Annotated in this window: 15 protein-coding genes; 5 read left to right on the top strand and 10 right to left on the bottom strand. The window is 31.0% G+C overall.

Annotation, left to right across the window (positions count from 1 at the left end):
* Nucleotides 1-162 precede the first annotated feature (162 nt).
* On the top strand, nucleotides 163-2,574 hold the full coding sequence (locus EI427_RS06680; RefSeq protein WP_126612954.1) for an alpha-ketoacid dehydrogenase subunit alpha/beta: 2,412 nt from the start codon (nucleotides 163-165) through the stop codon (nucleotides 2,572-2,574).
* A gap of 407 nt (nucleotides 2,575-2,981) precedes the next feature.
* Here EI427_RS06680 and EI427_RS06675 read toward each other — a convergent pair whose 3' ends face one another.
* The 6 genes from EI427_RS06675 to EI427_RS06650 form a co-directional block, all read right to left on the bottom strand.
* Entirely contained in the window at nucleotides 2,982-3,269 is a 288-nt protein-coding gene (locus EI427_RS06675) for an addiction module antidote protein (RefSeq protein WP_126612952.1), read from the bottom strand.
* 7 nt (nucleotides 3,270-3,276) lie between these two features.
* A complete protein-coding gene (locus EI427_RS06670) occupies nucleotides 3,277-3,573 on the bottom strand; it encodes a type II toxin-antitoxin system RelE/ParE family toxin (RefSeq protein WP_126612950.1) in 297 nt (98 codons plus the stop codon).
* A gap of 599 nt (nucleotides 3,574-4,172) precedes the next feature.
* On the bottom strand, nucleotides 4,173-5,336 hold the full coding sequence (locus tag EI427_RS06665; protein WP_170178413.1) for an ABC transporter permease: 1,164 nt from the start codon (nucleotides 5,334-5,336) through the stop codon (nucleotides 4,173-4,175).
* A gap of 140 nt (nucleotides 5,337-5,476) precedes the next feature.
* On the bottom strand, nucleotides 5,477-5,680 hold the full coding sequence (xseB, locus tag EI427_RS06660) for an exodeoxyribonuclease VII small subunit (protein WP_126612946.1): 204 nt from the start codon (nucleotides 5,678-5,680) through the stop codon (nucleotides 5,477-5,479).
* A gap of 42 nt (nucleotides 5,681-5,722) precedes the next feature.
* On the bottom strand, nucleotides 5,723-7,111 hold the full coding sequence (gene xseA, locus EI427_RS06655; RefSeq protein WP_126612944.1) for an exodeoxyribonuclease VII large subunit: 1,389 nt from the start codon (nucleotides 7,109-7,111) through the stop codon (nucleotides 5,723-5,725).
* Nucleotides 7,092-7,355: a tetratricopeptide repeat protein gene (locus tag EI427_RS06650; protein WP_240655359.1), complete on the bottom strand. Its 264-nt coding sequence runs from the start codon at nucleotides 7,353-7,355 to the stop codon at nucleotides 7,092-7,094. Before EI427_RS06650 ends, xseA begins: the two co-directional genes overlap by 20 nt.
* A gap of 1,691 nt (nucleotides 7,356-9,046) precedes the next feature.
* Between EI427_RS06650 and EI427_RS06645 the strand changes: the two genes are divergently transcribed.
* The 4 genes from EI427_RS06645 (at nucleotide 9,047) to EI427_RS06630 (ending at nucleotide 13,819) form a co-directional block, all read left to right on the top strand.
* Nucleotides 9,047-9,532, top strand: a complete 486-nt coding sequence (locus EI427_RS06645) for a hypothetical protein (protein ID WP_126612940.1) — start codon at nucleotides 9,047-9,049, stop codon at nucleotides 9,530-9,532.
* A 384-nt stretch (nucleotides 9,533-9,916) separates the two neighbouring features.
* Nucleotides 9,917-11,365: an MBOAT family O-acyltransferase gene (locus EI427_RS06640; RefSeq protein WP_126612938.1), complete on the top strand. Its 1,449-nt coding sequence runs from the start codon at nucleotides 9,917-9,919 to the stop codon at nucleotides 11,363-11,365.
* 3 nt (nucleotides 11,366-11,368) lie between these two features.
* Nucleotides 11,369-12,400: a hypothetical protein gene (locus EI427_RS06635; RefSeq protein WP_126612936.1), complete on the top strand. Its 1,032-nt coding sequence runs from the start codon at nucleotides 11,369-11,371 to the stop codon at nucleotides 12,398-12,400.
* A gap of 36 nt (nucleotides 12,401-12,436) precedes the next feature.
* A complete protein-coding gene (locus tag EI427_RS06630; protein WP_126612934.1) occupies nucleotides 12,437-13,819 on the top strand; it encodes a hypothetical protein in 1,383 nt (460 codons plus the stop codon).
* On the opposite strand, the gene EI427_RS06625 is transcribed toward EI427_RS06630, so the two are convergent.
* From EI427_RS06625 to EI427_RS06610, 4 genes are read right to left on the bottom strand one after another with little or no spacing between them, the layout of a single operon-like run.
* On the bottom strand, nucleotides 13,775-14,848 hold the full coding sequence (locus tag EI427_RS06625; protein ID WP_126612931.1) for a glycosyltransferase family 4 protein: 1,074 nt from the start codon (nucleotides 14,846-14,848) through the stop codon (nucleotides 13,775-13,777). The two genes, EI427_RS06630 and EI427_RS06625, sit on opposite strands and share 45 nt — an antisense overlap.
* On the bottom strand, nucleotides 14,845-16,023 hold the full coding sequence (locus tag EI427_RS06620; protein ID WP_126612929.1) for a glycosyltransferase: 1,179 nt from the start codon (nucleotides 16,021-16,023) through the stop codon (nucleotides 14,845-14,847). The genes EI427_RS06625 and EI427_RS06620 overlap by 4 nt, the downstream gene beginning before the upstream one ends.
* Nucleotides 16,020-16,910 (bottom strand): glycosyltransferase family 2 protein, encoded by an 891-nt coding sequence (locus EI427_RS06615; RefSeq protein WP_126612927.1) that lies wholly within the window; start codon nucleotides 16,908-16,910, stop codon nucleotides 16,020-16,022. The genes EI427_RS06620 and EI427_RS06615 overlap by 4 nt, the downstream gene beginning before the upstream one ends.
* The gene (locus EI427_RS06610; RefSeq protein WP_126612924.1) at nucleotides 16,910-18,007 is read right to left on the bottom strand and encodes a glycosyltransferase family 4 protein; all 1,098 of its coding nucleotides are present in this window, start codon (nucleotides 18,005-18,007) and stop codon (nucleotides 16,910-16,912) included. Before EI427_RS06610 ends, EI427_RS06615 begins: the two co-directional genes overlap by 1 nt.
* Nucleotides 18,008-18,009 lie beyond the last annotated feature (2 nt).

Raw genomic sequence — 18,009 nt, 5'->3', positions numbered from 1 at the left:
CAGACAAATAGCCACTTAACAGTGATTTTACTTCTTTTATAACGATGACTTTTATTGTATAATTTACACTTTAGTTATTTTAGGTTTCTAAGCTGATAAAAATTGCTTAATTTTGCTTGAAAAATATTACAGACCTTGTGTCTAGAATCTTCCAAAATAAAGATGACAACGAAGCAAATCTCAGATTATATATTCAATAAAGAAGAAGTAGTTAACGACTTAAGAATAGCAATTGAAAGTAGGCATGCGAGTTTAATTGGTAGAAAAGAGGTCTTCATGGGAAAAGCCAAATTTGGTATTTTTGGCGATGGTAAAGAAGTTCCTCAATTAGCAATGGCTAAATTCTTTCAAAATGGAGATTTCAGATCTGGATATTACCGAGATCAAACGTTTATGTTTGCTATTGGTGGTTTATCAATTCAAGAATTTTACGCTCAACTCTACGCTCATACCGACGTAAAGGCAGAACCATCTAGTGCAGGTCGCTGCATGAATGGTCACTTCTCTACAAGAAGTTTAAACGACGATGGCTCTTGGAAAAACCTAACAGCGCAAAAGAACTCAAGTTCAGATATATCATGTACAGCCGGACAAATGCCTAGATTGGTAGGTTTGGCTTATGCATCAAAATTATATAGAGAAAATAAAGAATTAGGTGCTTCTGAAGCAGCAAAGAACTTTTCTATTAATGGTAATGAAGTGGCCTTCGGTACAATAGGTAATGCCTCTTCTGCTGAAGGAATGTTCTTTGAAGCAATTAATGCTGCTGGTGTTCTTAATATTCCTATGATCACTTCTATTTGGGATGATGGCTACGGCATTTCTGTCCCAAATGAATATCAGATGACTAAGAATAGTGTTTCTGAAGTCTTAAAGGGGTTTCAAAAAGAAAAAAACACCAATGGTCTAGAAATATTTACTGTTAATGCATGGGACTACCCTGCGTTGGTCAATACGTATAAAAAAGCGGTTGAGTTAGCTAGAACAAATCATACTCCTGCTATAATTCACGTCCAAGAAGTTACACAACCTCAAGGGCATTCGACTTCTGGTTCTCACGAACGATACAAATCTGCAGAACGTCTTCAATGGGAAGATGATTTTGATTGTGTCAAAAAGATGAAAGAGTGGGTTATTAAAGAAGGTTATGCTACACAAGAAGAGATTGATGTAATAGATGCAGAATCTCTTGAAAAAGTAAAAGGACAAAGAAAAGGTGCTTGGGATGCTTTTAAACAAAGCATGAAAGTTGATTTTGATGATGCCGTTGAATTAATGAATCGTGCATGTAAATCAGCTCCTGAAAACAACGAAATTCTTCGTTTATCTAAGCAGTTAAAAAAGACAATCAACCCTATACGAAAAGACGCGATATCTGTAATTAGACATACATTAAGAGAATTACGTTTCTCGAATGTCCCTGTTAAAAGTGATATGTCGAGTTGGTTAGAAAAAGTACGTGAAGAAAATCACGAAAGATACAGTAGTTATTTATACAGTGAAAGTGATGAAGCAGCATTAAAAATTGTTCCAAATGCTCCTGTATACACACCAAATAGCCCAATGGTAGATGGTCGTGAGATCATGCAATCTAATTTTGATCAAATTTTTGCTAGAGACCAACGTGTTTTTGCAATTGGTGAAGATGTTGGTAAAATTGGTGATGTGAACCAAGGATTTGCTGGACTTCAAGAAAAATATTCAGAAACGCGAATTACAGATACAGGAATTCGTGAAACTACTATTTTAGGACAAGGTATTGGTGCTGCATTACGTGGTTTACGTCCAATAATTGAAATTCAATATTTAGACTACATCTACTATGCACTTACTACCTTATCAGATGATTTAGCGTGTTTACAGTACAGAACTAAAGGAGGCCATAAAGCACCCGTAATTATTCGTACTCGTGGACATAGATTAGAAGGTGTTTGGCATTCTGGCTCTCCTATAGCAGCTCTTTTAAACAGTCTTCGTGGTATTAACTTCTTAGTACCAAGAAACATGACTAGAGCAGCCGGTTTCTACAATACAATGCTGAAATCTGATGAACCTGCATTAATTATTGAGTGCCTAAACGGATATCGCTTAAAAGAAAAAATGCCGGAAAATTTATCAGAAGTCTGTACTCCTCTTGGCATTCCTGAGGTGATACGTACAGGTACTGATATTACAATTGTCACTTACGGTTCTATGTGTAGAATTGTAATGGAAGCTGCAGAACAATTGGCAAAAGTGGGTATCTCTATGGAAGTAATTGATGTACAAACATTATTACCTTTCGATATCAAAGAAATGATCAAGGAGTCGATTAAAAAGACAAACCGTGTCATTTTTGCTGATGAAGATATGCCTGGTGGCACAACGGGCTACCTTATGCAACAAGTAATTGATAAACAACAAGCATTTGAGTATTTAGATTCTCAACCCGTTTGTATTGCAGCAATGCCTCACCGCCCTGCCTACTCTACAGATGGAGATTACTTCTCTAAACCAAATGCAGACGACGTCTTCGAAACAGCGTATGCTATGATGTCAGAAGTTGACCCTGATAGTTTCCCTAATTTATTTTAGAAGAAATATCACATAAAAAATATAGAAACACATTCAAGCAATTGGATGTGTTTTTTTTATTATCAAAAAATAAACACCTCATGTAGGGAAGTAGCACTGCTACGTCCTAAATAAAATTACGAATTAAAAATCTAACTCCCACTCACGTTTAAAAACCATTAACGGATAATATATCACTGATTTCCAAACAAATATTATGTGATTTATTGATGCAGTATTCCAATTAAGATGGACGTTTTTTAGTCAAACGTCCCTACAAAAACATCAATTTCCAACACGAATAAAAATCAATGACTACGTATCACCACCAAACGGCATTGAAGAAAAATTTAGCTTTTGAATTCAAAGCCTAGCTTTTTTTGCTTCGTTTTTTCAGCAATGGGAAAATGAAGAACTATGATTGAAAATTAAGATGCAGTATTTACATGTAAATTCCCACCAATAGCTCTTACAACCTTTAATATTGTTTCAAATTGAGGTTTACTTCCTTCTGAAAGTGCTTTATAAAGACTTGTTCTACTTAAACCAGTCTGTTCTGCAATCTTTGACATACCAATAGCTTTTGAAATATGACCTAAAGCTGTAATGATATCATTTGAATCACCCTCCTCTAAAACCATGTTTAGATATTCAGCGATCATGTCATCATCATCTAGGTATTCTGATATATTTAATTTTGATACTTCCTCTTTCATAATTTGTTTATTTTAATGATTGCCAAATATCAATAGCCTTATCAATATCTTTATTTTGGGTTGATTTATCACCTCCAGATAAAAGTATAACAATCTTATCATTCTTCTTCTTAAGGTAAATTCGATACCCTTTCCCATAATGAATTCTCAACTCACTTAAACCTTTACCGATTGGCTCACAGTCTCCAAAATGACCCTTCTCTTCTATTAATTGTAACCTAAATAAGATTTTCACTTTTGCTCGTCGATCTTTTAACTTTCTTAACCATTTATCAAAAATGTCCGTCTTTTCTAACTTATACATAAACAAATGTATCTAATTGAAGACAATTTACAATATAATCAACTTATTACCACTGTATTGTTATAAAAAACAATATGATAAGGCATATGTTTCACCATTCCATTCAAGATGGACGTTTTTTGGTAAAACGTCCCTACAAAAATATCAATTTCCAACACGAATAAAGATCAATGACTACGTATTACCACCAAACGGCATTAAAGACAAAAGCGTCAAGAATTTATGAAAGTGGAATCGATTAGAGTAATTTACTGTTTGAGCAAAGCGAGTTTGAATTGCTCCGATGGAACGAAATAAATTTAGCTTTTGAATTCAGAGCCTAGCTTTTTTTGCTTCGTTTTTTCAGCAATGGAAAAAATGAAGAAACAAGGTGATGAAAAGCAACCAATTAATAATTTATCAAAAAAATGAAGAAGCATAAAAATTAAAAAACCACTTCCGGGAAAGAAGTGGTTTCAAAGATGAAAAATCGGTTTGCATTTCGAGGAGTGAATACCTCATGATTTTCCATCCACTGTAAAGGTAGATGAATTTATTTTCCCAATAAAGAGAAATCAAGAAATACCTTAAACAAAAACATTTTTTTACGTTTACTTACACTAATTAAATTTAATCGATTTAATTGGTGAGATCCCTAACACTATAGATGTTGGTATTAATAAACTAAGCGACGTTAATACAATTACAGTGATATTAATAACAATGATTGCATCCCAATGAAAACTAAAAGGAACATAATCCAAATAATAAGTAGAAGCCTCTAATGGTATAATTTTAAATTGATTTTGTAAGAAGCCAAAGCCTAAACCAACTAAATTACCAATCGTTATCCCCTTAAATGCCATTCGTACCCCATCATAAATAAAGATTTTTTGAAGAAGATTATTAGATGCCCCCATTGCTTTAAAAGTACCAATCATGGCTGTACGTTCCATTATCAGTATCAACATAATAGAAACTACATTAAATATAGCAACACTAACAATCACAATTAAGAAAATCCAAACGTTATTGTACAACATCTGAAACCAATCAAAAAAGTGGGCATATTTATCTTTTACACTACGCATAAAAAGATGCACATCTACATAATCCTCATCTATCTTTTCTACAGTGTTATCGATATTATCAAAATCATTCGCCATAATTTCAATACCACCAACAAGAGAATCCCCCCAGTTGTTTAATCTCCTGACTAAATTAATATCTCCATAAGCAACAAGCTCATCAAAATCTTCTAAACCTGTATTGTATATCCCAGAAACTTTCATTTTTCTGGCTTTAGGCGGTTGCTGAATAAAGTATATGATTATTTCATCACCTACTTTTAAATGCATCTTTGTGGCCATTGTTTTACTAATCACCAACTCTTTAGCACCATTCTTGGCCACCTCTAGGCTTGGAAATTTCCCATCAACCATCTGAGACGCCCACCTTTCCACTTTATAATCTTTAGATAATCCTTTAATAAGGATACCAGAAACTTCTTCGTTAGATTTCAACAACCCCCATTTATGTGCGTAAGTATATACGTTCTTCATATCAGGAAGACTGTCTCTTTTTTGGTAAAGTACGGAGTTATTTATGTTAACAGGAGGCTCCTCTTTACTACGGTTCATTGTAAACTTTTCTACGTTTAAATGACCTACATGAAGAAATAATTTTTCTTCTATACCTTCTTTAAATCCATAAAAAATAGAGAACGCTAAAATTAAAGCTCCTACTCCCAAGGCAACACTGCCAATGGCTATTTTGGAGATCAATTTTGTGAACGAGTTGTTTCTATGCTGACTTAATCTCTTGGATATAAATAAAGGTAAATTTGATGTTTCTTTCACTTACGTTATATTCTAAACGGCTGAAATTCTTTAACGAATTCACCGAAATATTCTTAATTAAAAACTTAGTCCTCCTCCGTAAAAATATCAGATAATTCTTTATCAATACCTTGCAGCTTATTTCTACACCAATTGACAAGGAACTTTGCTCTTTGTGCTAATTTTGAAAGATCATCAATAGCCACCTCTTCGTTATCGAGTTGCTCTTGAATATTTTGCAATTCTTCTAAGGCTGATTCGTATGTTAACTGCTCTTCTTTCTTTGGCATTATTTCTCTAAATTTTCTTTGGTTCGCAATTTAAAACCCAATTCATTCTTTTCTGCCTTTTTTTGTAACTTTCTTAACAATACTCTCAATAATTACCTTTTGGCTGATTGTTTTTACACTATCTCCTTCTTCTATTTTCTGGTTAGTAATCAATTTATCATTGATTGTAGTCATAGAGTACCCTTTCTCTAGTATTTTCTCTGGGTCTTTTGCATCAACTTTTAATGCAGTTATAGTTAGTTGGTGTTGTTCTTTCTGAAGATAGTGCTTAAAACTAGTCTTTAAAGACGATAATCGTTGTTGTAACTTAAAATCTTGCTTCAATAACTGATTGGGTAAACCTTTATAAGTAGCTTCTACTAATTCAAGTTGATGTGTTTCTTTCTTTATGATGCCACGAAAGCTATTTTTAAATTGATAAGCTTTATTGTCTAACTGATGGGAATGCTGATGGATAATAGTTAAAAAACTTGGTAATGTTTTCGTAGTATAATAACGTAAATCTCTCTTCTGCTCTTCTACTAAGTACATGATTTCCTCTGCTATTGTATCAAAAGAAATTGTAATATTCTGATCATAAGTAAACAAAGCTTCTACTAAAAAAGCACCTACAGCAGTGGGTGTTTTAAAAGATTGATGTGCCACCATATCTGCTATCGTCTGGTCTCTTTCGTGCCCAATTCCTGTAAGTACTGGTAAACTTAACGCAGCAATTGCCTTTCCAATTTCATAGTTATCAAAAGCACCTAAATCGGTCTTCGCTCCACCCCCTCTAATAATCACAACAGCATCAAATTCCTCACTAGTTAATTCAATCAACTTTAATTGCTTCACTAAAGAATGTACCGCATTATCTCCTTGCACAGATGAATTAAACAACTTAAAATCAAAATGGTAGTTGAATTTATTATTTTGTAATTGATGGATAAAGTCTTCATAACCAGCAGCAGTCTTAGAAGATACAATCGCTAACCGTTGGGGTACATAAGGCAATGACAGTTCTTTTTGCCAGTCCATCGCTCCTTCTTTGACCAATTTATCAATGGCTTCTTTCCGAATTCGCTCTAGCTCACCAATACTATAAGAGGCATCAATATCTACTATTCGAATAGACATTCCATACACCATATGAAATTCCACCTCAGCTTCTATTAATACGTTAGAACCTTCTTTTACCACCTCATTAAAAACACCCTTTAGACGGTGCTTAAAAATATCAAGCTCACTAGCCCATATATTCGCCCTTGATTTGGCAATAATCAGATTATTTTTCTTCTCCACTAAATCAAGGTAAGCATGTCCTCCACTATAAGTAAGTTGTGCAACTTCAGCTTTAATCCAATACGGACCAGCTACTTTAGTAAAGTGATTCTGTATACTTTTATTTAGCTGACCTAACGAAAAAATAATTCTACCATTCTTCATCGTCATCCTCCATTTGGAAATTCATATACGCAGCTTTCAACTCTTTTAACGCATGAGCATCCTTTACCCGAGCACAAACCTCAATCCCTTTTTTATAAGTTGCTTCCGCCAAATCAGCTTGTCCATTTTCTGCATACGCAAATGCTGCATGGTAATACGTTCCAGTATATTCCTCATGCTCAGTAAGCAAAATTTCATAGTATTTCAATGCCTCCTCCCAATTTTCATCAGAAGCATATTCGGTTGCCAAACCATATATCACAAACGCATCCTTAGGATCCTCCTTATAAAAATCAAAAAGCTGATTTAATCTATCTTTATTCAAAATATATCCTTCTTAAGTATTCAAAATTTCAGATTATGAAGGTACAAGTTTAGAATTAGTTTCGGAAACTTATTCGTTAATTACCAACGTCACCCACAGTTGAAACCATGGGCTGATGATATAATTGATTTCAAAAGTTTTTTATGAATAACCCCCTACTACATCCTTTCAATTGAGATGGACGTTTTTTGGTAAAAAGTCCTTGAAGAAAAAAGCGTCAAAAATTTATGAAGTGAAATTGACAAGAGTAATTCAATGTTTCACGGTGTAGGGACGTTATACTAAAACGTCCTGTCAATAATTTACATTTCTCACCCAAAAGTAAAAGCATGAACTGATGACATAATCGATTTCCAGAGGTTTTTATGAATAACCATCTACTACATCCTTTCAATTGAGAGGGACGTTTTTTGGTAAAACATCCCTACAGAAATTATCAATTTCAAACACAACAAGTACCATAAAACAGTATTAAAGAAAAAAGCATCAAAAATTTATAAAGTGAAACTGCAAGAGTAATTCAATGTTTCAAGGTGTAGGGACGTTTTACTTAAACGTCCTATCAATAATTTACATTTCTTTCCCAAAAGTAAAAGCATGAACTGATGACATCATCGATTTCAAAAGGTTTTTATGAATGACCACCTACTATATCTTTTCAATTGAAATGGACGTTTTTTGGTAAAAAATCCCTACATAAAACATCAATTTCCTGCACAAAAAGTACCACCAAACGGTATTAAAGAAAAAAGCGTCAAAAATTTATAAAGTGAAATCGATTAGAGTAATTCAATGTTTCAGGATGTAGGGACGTTTTACTAAAACGTCCTATCAATAGTTTACATTTCTTACACAAAATTGAAAACATGAACTGATGAAATAATCGATTTCAAAAGGTTTTTATGAATAACCACCTACTATATCTTTTCAATTGAAATGGACGTTTTTTGGTAAAACGTCCTATCAATAGTTTACATTTCTTACCCAAAATTGAAAACATGAACTGATGAAATAATCGATTTCAAAAAGTTTTTATGAATAACCATCTACTACATTTTTTCAATTGAGATGGACGTTTTTTGGTAAAGTCCCTACAGAAAATATCAATTTCCTGCACAAAAAGTACCACCAAACGGTATTAAAGAAAAAAGCGTCAAAAATTTATAAAGTGAAATCGATTAGAGTAATTCAATGTTTCAGGATGTAGGGACGTTTTACTAAAACGTCCTATCAATAGGTTACATTTCATACTCAAAATTGAAAGCGTAAACTGATGGCATAATCGATTTTAAAAGGTTTTTATGAATAACCCTCCTACTACATCTTTTCAATTGAGATGGACGTTTTTTGGTAAAAAGTCCCTACAGAAAATATCAATTTCCAACATGACAAGCACCACCAAACGGTATTAAAGAAAAAAGCATCAAAAATTTATAAAGTGAAATCGACAAGAGTAATTCAATGTTTCAGGATGTAGAGACGTTTTAGTAAAACGTCCTATCAATAATTTACATTTCTTACACAAAATTAAAAGCGTAAACTGATGATATAATCGATTTCAGAAAGTTTTTATGAATAACCACCTACCACATCTTTTCAATTGAGATGGACGTTTTTTGGTAAAACATCCCTACAAGAAATACCAATTTCCAACACAACAAGCACCATCAAACGGCATTGAAGAAAAAGGCTACACTGCAGCACATGCCCAAAAGTTATACCTTGTAAGAAAGAAGTATATTGGCGGAGCTACAAAACGTAAAAGAGCCTTCAGTATCAGAAGAAAAAATCCTTACACCTTATTTGCTGACCGCAGACGAATTAAATGGCAAAGCGACGATAAATCTGTCTGGAGATATTACCTTAAAAGAAGTAAGATGTTCAAACACCGCATCTACTTCTACAAGCTTCGTATTCTACTAGAAAAAACGTACCACTTTAAAAACGATTACCTCCTATTTGAGCTTCTAATTCAACATATTAGAAACCAGAAAAAACAAAACATTACCTTAATTACAAATAACGCTCCTTCTCAAGACAGACATATTAAGCGTACATCATTTACAGTTACTGAGACCACAAAAATTCATCAGGCCAGTTAATTATGCCCTAAATGTAAATTCTTCAATATTAGCCCTTATTAAAGGCACTCTTCCGTAACAAAAACACACTAATTGTACTTCATAAAACCTCCTCTGAGGTTATTTTTTTGAACAATTTTTATCAAACCATCATTTTCGCATTTGCTCACGATTTTTTAGAAATAATTGTACACACTTATATTGAAATGATACATAAAGGTATATAATTGGACTAACCCTGAAAGTAAGAAGGCAATTGTCTAAATGGATACTTATTATTGGTGAGGAAATATTAATGATTAGTTCGTGGTGAAATGAAGAAAAAATAAATTGGTTGAGTATATTTGAAGCTAGATTTATAATCAGATTTTTTAGAACAAACTTTTACTTTTTGATTTAGCATTCATGCTTTTTAATTCTATTGAGTTTGCCATCTTTCTACCAATCGTATTTATACTGTATTGGTTTGTTACAAAAGATAACATTAGGCAACAAAATATTCTCCTTTTAATTGCCAGCTATATCTTTTATGGTTGGTGGGATTGGCGATTTTTAAGTTTAATTGCTTTTAGTTCTTTCGTAGACTTTTCTATCGGTAAGCAACTAGGAAAAGTAACCAATCAACAAAAAAGAAAATACCTCTTGTATTTAAGTTTAGCCATTAACCTTGGGTTTCTAGGCTTTTTTAAATACTTCAACTTTTTCGCTGAAAGCTTTGCGGATGCTTTTACCTTACTAGGGTCACCTCTTCAAGTAGACCGATTAAATATTGTACTTCCTGTTGGCATCAGTTTTTATACTTTTCAAACCTTAAGTTATACCATTGATGTCTATAATAGAAAGCTTGAACCTACTCATAATGTAGTAGACTTCTTTGCTTTTGTGAGTTTCTTCCCTCAATTGGTTGCAGGACCTATTGAAAGAGCAACACACCTATTACCTCAATTTCAAAAGAAACGCTATTTTGATTATGCTCTTGCTGTTGACGGAATGCGTCAAATACTGTGGGGACTTTTCAAAAAGGTAGTCATTGCTGATAACTGTGCTTATTATGCCAATCTTGTTTTCAATAATCACGAAGATTATAACGGTAGTTCTCTACTTTTAGGAGCTATATTTTTCAGCTTCCAGATTTATGGTGATTTCTCTGGGTATTCTGATATTGCAATTGGTACAGCAAGGCTATTTGGTTTCGATTTAATGCAAAACTTTGCTTTCCCATATTTTTCAAGAGATATAGCAGAATTTTGGAGACGTTGGCACATTTCACTTTCAACATGGTTCAGAGATTATCTTTATATTCCATTAGGTGGTAGTAGAGGTGGCACTTGGATGAAAGTTCGAAATACCTTTATCATTTTCTTGGTGAGTGGCTTTTGGCATGGTGCCAACTGGACCTTTATTGCTTGGGGTGCTTTACATGCCATTTATTTTCTTCCCTTACTTTTAACGAATAAAAATAGAAGTAATATAGACATTGTTGCAAAAGACCGTTTACTTCCTAACTTTAAAGAATTACTTCAAATGGGTAGCACTTACTTTTTAGTAGTGATTGCTTGGGTATTTTTTAGGGCGGAGAGTATTGGGGTTGCTTTTGAGTATGTTTCAGGTATTTTTACGCTTTCTGATTTTGGGATGCCTTATGTTATTGAAGAAAATGGAAACCATATTTTACCGAAAAAATTCTCTTTAATAATACTATTTTTTCTTTTAACTGAGTGGTTATCTAAAAGCCCTAGACAATCACTTATAAAAGTTAGAAGAATTTATAAATATATATTTTACTATTGCATCATTGTTTTAATTTGTATTTATAGTGGCAATGATCAGCAATTTATTTATTTTCAATTTTAATTCATGGATAAATTTCTAAGTAACTGTTTGCGTTTTTCAATTCCTGGAGCAATCATTATTTGTTGTATATTGATTTTATACACTTATCTTGACCCTTTTAAAGTCATTTATGACTATGATGTCTTACTAGATGCAAAAACGAAAGTAAATGTTACATTAAACAAAGATTATGTAAGTACAACTACCTTTATAAAAGGTAATAAATATTACAATTATAATTCTTTTATTTTTGGAAATTCTAGATCAATATTTTATCAAATTTCTGATTGGAAAAAATATATTGATGAAAACGACAAATGTTTTCATTTTGACGCGTCAGGTGAGGGATTATGGGCTTTAGAAAAAAAAATTCAGTTTATTGATAAAGCTAACAATAAATTAAAAAACATAATTTTAGTCCTTGATTATTCAACATTAACACAAGTTGGACCTAATGATAGTCATCTAAGAATAATATCTCCTCCACTTGTCAACAATTCGAACCTATTAAAATTTCATTTCACTTTTATTAAAGCATTTTCTTCTCCAAAATTTCTATATGCATTTCTTGATTACAAAATAACAAATCACTTTAAATCGTATATGAAAAGTGGTTTCCTATTAGATAATAGAGAAAGAAATTATGACCCAATAACAAATGAGTTAAGGTTTGATAAATTTGAAAAACTTATTAGTGAGGGTAAATACTATACTCATGAAAGAATGAAACCTTTTTATAAAAGAAATTCTAAAATCGAAGAAATTTCACCACAATGCATTTTTAATCCTCAGAAAGAGCTTCTATCAAATATTGCTACTATAACAAAAAAGCATAATACAAACCTAAAAATAATTATAAATCCACTTTATGATCAATTGAAATTAAATTCAATTGATTTGAAATTTTTAAATCAATTATTCGGTGATGAAAATATTTACGATTTTTCTGGAATAAATAAATTTACTAATGACTACAAAAATTATTACGAAAATTCGCATTATAGGCCTCATGTTGCAAAAGAGATTCTGAAAAATATTTACAATGATATTTTTTAAAACCATAAATTCTTTGAAGAAGTATATCTTAAGCTAATGAACCCACTTTACAACCTATTAATCACTCCCATTTATTTATGTATAATCTATTTTGTAATAGCTCCTTTCTTTGCTAATAGATGGACCAATAAGTTTACGAGGAAGTATTTTTGGTGGGGTTTACATGCAAAGATGTTTGGGGCAATATTTTTCTGTTTAATCTATCAATTTTACTATGGAGGAGGTGATACAACCGCTTATTTTAAGCAAGGAAGTGTTATTGTAGATGCTTTTTTAAAATCTCCAAAAATTGGTTTTGAAGTTTTTACATATAATAGTCAATATTTTAGTGGAGAGTCTATCCAATATTTAAGCAAAATTTCATTTAAAAGTTCAACAAGTACATGGATAGTTACAAAAATAACTGGGCTAATTAATCTATTAACTCTTAAAAGTTTCTATTCCACCGCTTTATTCTTTGCTCTATGGTCATTCCTAGGATCATGGAAATTAGTGCAGTTGTTTTCTGCTAAGTATAAGGAACATTACAAATATGTGTGTTGGGCTATACTCTTTATCCCTTCTTGCATATTTTGGAGTAGTGGTATAATAAAAGAAGCAATTACTACTGGAGGAATTGGTTTTTTCACTTATTACTTTGCTAGAATTGCTTATAATAAAGAGTTTTCAACTAAGAATTTTAGTGTTTTATTTATTTGCTTTTACATAATAAAGTTAGTAAAAGGTGCTACAATTTTCATGTTATTTCCCTGCTTAGCTTTTTGGGTCTTCTTATATTATTATAGCCGATTAAATGCCTTATTAAGATACAGTAGTACAACAATAATTATTCTATCAATTCCATTAATACTCTATTTTTTAGCTCCTAAATTGGATGAATATGTTGAAAATAATGAAGAATTTGTTGCAGCACAAAGTACTATCTCTGGTTTTCAAAGTGACCATGGAGGGAAATGGAGAGAAGCTAGAGGTGGGCATGGTGGAGGAAAAGCGTCTACTTATCATTTATCTTCGGCAGGTGACTTATCATTATTAGGGATGATGAAATCTTTTCCTGAAGCTATACATTTTACTCTTTTCCGTCCTTTTCCTTGGGAAACTACAAAAGTAGTGCAATTAATGGGTGCAGGTGAAAGCTTTGCTTTTCTACTTATCACACTTTACATCTTTTTTAAAGTAGGAATATGGAAGACATTAAAACAAACTGTAAAAGATCCTAATTTAGGTTTCCTTCTTAGCTATGCTTTACTTTTTGGTTTTATTGCAGGATATATATCTTTTAATTATGGTGTATTAGGACGCTTTAAAACACCTATGATGCCATTTTATACTTTATTTCTTGTTATTCATTATCAATACTCAATCAAAAAAACATCAAGAAAGAGAATCAATAATTTTAAGGTAAGTCGACGACGTTGATTGAATGGAATAATTCTCCACTACATTTATTCGAGCCTTAGTTCCTATTTTTTTTCGTAAATTGGCATCAACAATTAATTTTTCTAAAGTAATATACCATTCTTCTTTGGAGTTAACTAAGAAGCCAGAAATTCCATTCTCAATAACTCTATAATTTGCTCCAATTGCTGTGGCTACTGTTGGTAGACCTAATGCCATATATTGTAGTGCTTTTAAACCACTTTTTCCTAAAACCCATTCTTCATTAGGTAAAGGATAAACACCTATATCTATTTTCTGTAACTCTTCTACTTCTGTTAATTCATCCCAATCTTGTGCATCAATAGTCAAACCTGTAATTTGAAAACTTGCATCACCAATAACTTTTATTTTAATATTGTACTTTTTACTTAGAGATTTAAAAACATCTTCTAAAAGATATAAATATTTTGAGGTAGAATGAGAGCCACTCCAACCAATAACAATAGTTTTTGTATTGGAATATTCATTTTTAATTGTATAATTTTCAGTATTAATAGTTGAAGATATGTCTGTAGTTTTTCTATTATATTTCCGTACAAACTCATCTAATTTTGGAGTACATGTTATAACATGATTTGAATTCTTCATCAAGTATAACATTTTTTTTGTCCCTTTTAATTCTTGAAAAAGGCGATTTGCTGAACTGGAATGACCAAGAAAAACCATATCATCGATATCATATATCACTTTTGATGATAATTTTCTTACTAAATACTCAAATATTGGAAATCCAAAAGGGGTTACCCATAAATGGATATAAATAATGTCATACTCTTTCAATCGAAAAAGGTCAAATATTCTTCGAATATAACCTTTCAGTGTAAACAATATTTTTTTGGCAAATGAACCTTTTTTATATATAATTTTCCAGAAATCTTCATCAATAAATGAACTGGTTTCTATTTTATAACCAGACTTTTCAATAGATGTATAATATTGTTCATATTTCAATCTTTGACTAGGTGCACATCCTATAGGATAAGGTGATAGAAATAATATTTTTTTCATAAATTATTATATATCGCTAAATATTTTTTAATTCCATTTTCTAAATTAAAATATTCAATAGCACCTTCACGTATTTTTTCTTTATCAAAAATGCTATTATTAGATAATATTTCATCAATTACTTCATCATAAGATGAAATATCAAAGCTATCAATTAGAAAACCTGAATTATATTTATTTATTACAAAATCAGTATCTCCAACGTTACTATTACAAATTACTGGTATGCCCATCGACATAAGTTCCCCTTGTTTTGTTGGCGATGATGATTTTTTAGAAAATGCCGGTTTAATAAAAAATATAGAATAATCCCAAGTACTGGTTTTTTGTACAATATCCTCTCGTTCTGATTCTTCAATAAGAATATTTGATAGTGGAATATTTTTATCTTTACATTTCGATAAGATTAAATTAGGATCATCTTTCGTTAAAAAATGAAAAATAGAATTAGGTTGTTTTATTAATAAACGTAAATAAAAATCTAACATTTCATCTAATAAATACCAAGTTCCTATGGAACCTAGATATCCTAATACAAATGATTGATGTGTAGTATTTTTAATTGTAAAAAGAATAGTATCAGCACAACAAGGTATTACCACTGTTTTAGAGAAGTTCTTAGATTTATCCCATTCATTAATAACTTGTAAGCCATTATTAGTCAGTGAAATATTAATATCAGAATATCTCAAAAAGTCCTTTTCCTTCTTTTTAAAATAAGCATACACTAGTCTAAAAATAGGATTTGACAAATTCCAAATATTTCCATCTACTCTTTCATCAGCCCAAAATCCACGCATGTCAAAAATAAATTTAACACCTAATTTTTTTTTCATTTCCAACCCTATTAAAGCAGAAATATAACTACGGCAATGAACAATTCTAAACTGCTTTTCTTGATGTAGCTTAAAAGCTAACGTCTTCAAACGTTGAACATCAATAACTGTAGAAACAATAGGTGGATTCTTCGTGTAATTTAAGGGATACCAATCTATTCCTATTTTTTCAACTATTTTCTGAATATATGCCTTCTTATCTTTCCTCTCTTCTTTTTCAAAAGAAATTAAAGTTATACTGTAACCATTTTCAGATAACCCCTTAAGATAAGGGAGCACTTGAGACTGACCTAAAGGGTCTGTCATCCCATCGTAAGAGATATATAAAATATTTTTCAAAAAATTAGATGTTTAATTATTGCGAATGACCTTTTACTTGTTAATGTCTTAGGATATAAAATTAATGCATAGAGATAATATTTCCATGCTATTAATTTATCTTTTTTTGTTAGAGCAATGTGCAAAGAAATATATGAATAAGCATCAGACGACAATTGATTCCAATTAGATTTATAAAATTTATAAACCAAACTATTGTTCTTTAATGTCTCTAAGAATAATAGTTTTCTCTTTATTAACTTATCTGAAGAATAGTTTAAAACACTTCTATCATCATGGTAAACTAATGTTGAAGTCACTTTAGGGTTAAAATAAATATTTTCTTTAGATGCAATTCTTAACCATAATTCATAATCTTCAGAACCTGCTAAATTTCTATCTTCATTGAATTTATTTTGTTGAAAGAAATCTCTATTAATAAAAACCCCATGACAACTCAAAAAGTTACCATTCATAATTAACTCTTTATTAATGATATTATTCTTAGGTCGATAATTTATCTTCTTCCTATCATCTTCAAGAGTAAATTCATATTGTTGAAAGAAAATAGTTGGGGAATTATTCTTGTCTATAAAATTGTATGCTTCCTCTAAGTGATTAGGGTATAATAGGTCATCAGAATCTAAGAAATAAACATAATTTCCTTTTGCTACCTCTGCACCTTTATTTCTTGCTGCACCTCTTTCTCCATTTAAAACTTTTAAATATTTCACTGATTCCTTATAGTTTTGCGCTATAAACTCTTCTGTATTATCAGTACTACCATCATCAATGACGATAATTTCAAATTCTTTATAACTTTGATTCAATGCTGAATCAATAGTTTTTTCAATAAAATTTGCTCTATTATATGTTGGTATTATAATAGAAAATAATAAATCATCCATTATTGATACAATGATTTTAGTTTAGTGAAAAATAAATTTAATGTGAAATAATTTTGAACATCAATTTTACCATTTCTGATAATAGTTTTTTGTAATTCACCATTACTTAAATAAAGTTTCATAGCATTATATATTGCATTAGAATCACAAAAAGGTACCACTAAAGCATTTTGTTTATCTTTTATAAACTCCGGAGCTACCCCTGATAACGTAAAAACTGAAGGTATTCTAGCTGCCAATGCTTCAACATACGTTTGTCCAAAAGCTTCTATTTCTTTATTAATTGGAGTATGAATATAATAATCAAAACACTTATAAAGGGCAAATAAATTATTTTCAAAAGGTATTTCTACATATGAATTCTCTATTAATTTATTCTTTAACAAATTTTGAATTCTCTCTTTGTCAGGACCTAAAGCATTTGCTAATATCAATAAACATTTTGGATTCTCTTTTCTTATCCTTTTAAACGCTTCAATGATATAGTTATGTCCTTTCCAGTTAATATATCTTGCAATTACTCCAATAATTATTGAATCATGAGGTATATCATATTTCTTTTTCAATAAAGTAACGTCTTTTTCATTTACTTTAGTAAAAGCATCTAAATCAAAGCCATGATGAATTAAATGTATTTTCTCTTTTGAACATCCCTCTTCTAGCAATACGTCTCTTACATTTTGTGAAATTGCTACTACATCTGTCGCTAGATAATTACATAACTTATCATATTTTACAGATTGTGGATAAAGTTCCTTATTAAAAGTTGAACTATGCCTTGTATAAATTCTCTTCTTTATTCTTAATAACCATGATGTGGTTAAACCTAAAAAATTTGCATCTCTTAGATGTGTATGCACTACTTTAGGCTTAAACTTTAAGAAAAGTTGCATTATTTTCATGAAGAGTAAAGGATAATCTTTTTTAGACGTTAATCTTAAAAAAGAATATTTAATATTATTCTCCCTAAAATAAATTTCAAGATCAGAATCTTTAAATGGATTTAGAATAATAAAATAGATATCTTGATTAAATTCCTTTGCAATCCATTCGAAAGCTATTGCTTTATTAATATTTGATATTATATAAATAATCATAC

Origin of the sequence: Flammeovirga pectinis (assembly GCF_003970675.1) — a bacterium.
Classification (GTDB): Bacteria; Bacteroidota; Bacteroidia; order Cytophagales; family Flammeovirgaceae; genus Flammeovirga; species Flammeovirga pectinis.
The sequence above is the reverse complement of the archived record's forward strand: the minus strand, read 5'-3'. Positions and strand labels throughout refer to the sequence as shown.

What these genes read in the sequence shown, in the direction of transcription:
- EI427_RS06610 (WP_126612924.1), bottom strand. Translation starts at nt 18,007, where the DNA reads ATGATTATTTATATAATATCAAATATTAATAAAGCAATAGCTTTCGAA.
- xseB (WP_126612946.1), bottom strand. Translation starts at nt 5,680, where the DNA reads ATGCCAAAGAAAGAAGAGCAGTTAACATACGAATCAGCCTTAGAAGAA.
- EI427_RS06615 (WP_126612927.1), bottom strand. Translation starts at nt 16,910, where the DNA reads ATGGATGATTTATTATTTTCTATTATAATACCAACATATAATAGAGCA.
- EI427_RS06635 (WP_126612936.1), top strand. Translation starts at nt 11,369, where the DNA reads ATGGATAAATTTCTAAGTAACTGTTTGCGTTTTTCAATTCCTGGAGCA.
- EI427_RS06630 (WP_126612934.1), top strand. Translation starts at nt 12,437, where the DNA reads ATGAACCCACTTTACAACCTATTAATCACTCCCATTTATTTATGTATA.
- xseA (WP_126612944.1), bottom strand. Translation starts at nt 7,111, where the DNA reads ATGACGATGAAGAATGGTAGAATTATTTTTTCGTTAGGTCAGCTAAAT.
- EI427_RS06670 (WP_126612950.1), bottom strand. Translation starts at nt 3,573, where the DNA reads ATGTATAAGTTAGAAAAGACGGACATTTTTGATAAATGGTTAAGAAAG.
- EI427_RS06640 (WP_126612938.1), top strand. Translation starts at nt 9,917, where the DNA reads ATGCTTTTTAATTCTATTGAGTTTGCCATCTTTCTACCAATCGTATTT.
- EI427_RS06680 (WP_126612954.1), top strand. Translation starts at nt 163, where the DNA reads ATGACAACGAAGCAAATCTCAGATTATATATTCAATAAAGAAGAAGTA.
- EI427_RS06625 (WP_126612931.1), bottom strand. Translation starts at nt 14,848, where the DNA reads ATGAAAAAAATATTATTTCTATCACCTTATCCTATAGGATGTGCACCT.
- EI427_RS06675 (WP_126612952.1), bottom strand. Translation starts at nt 3,269, where the DNA reads ATGAAAGAGGAAGTATCAAAATTAAATATATCAGAATACCTAGATGAT.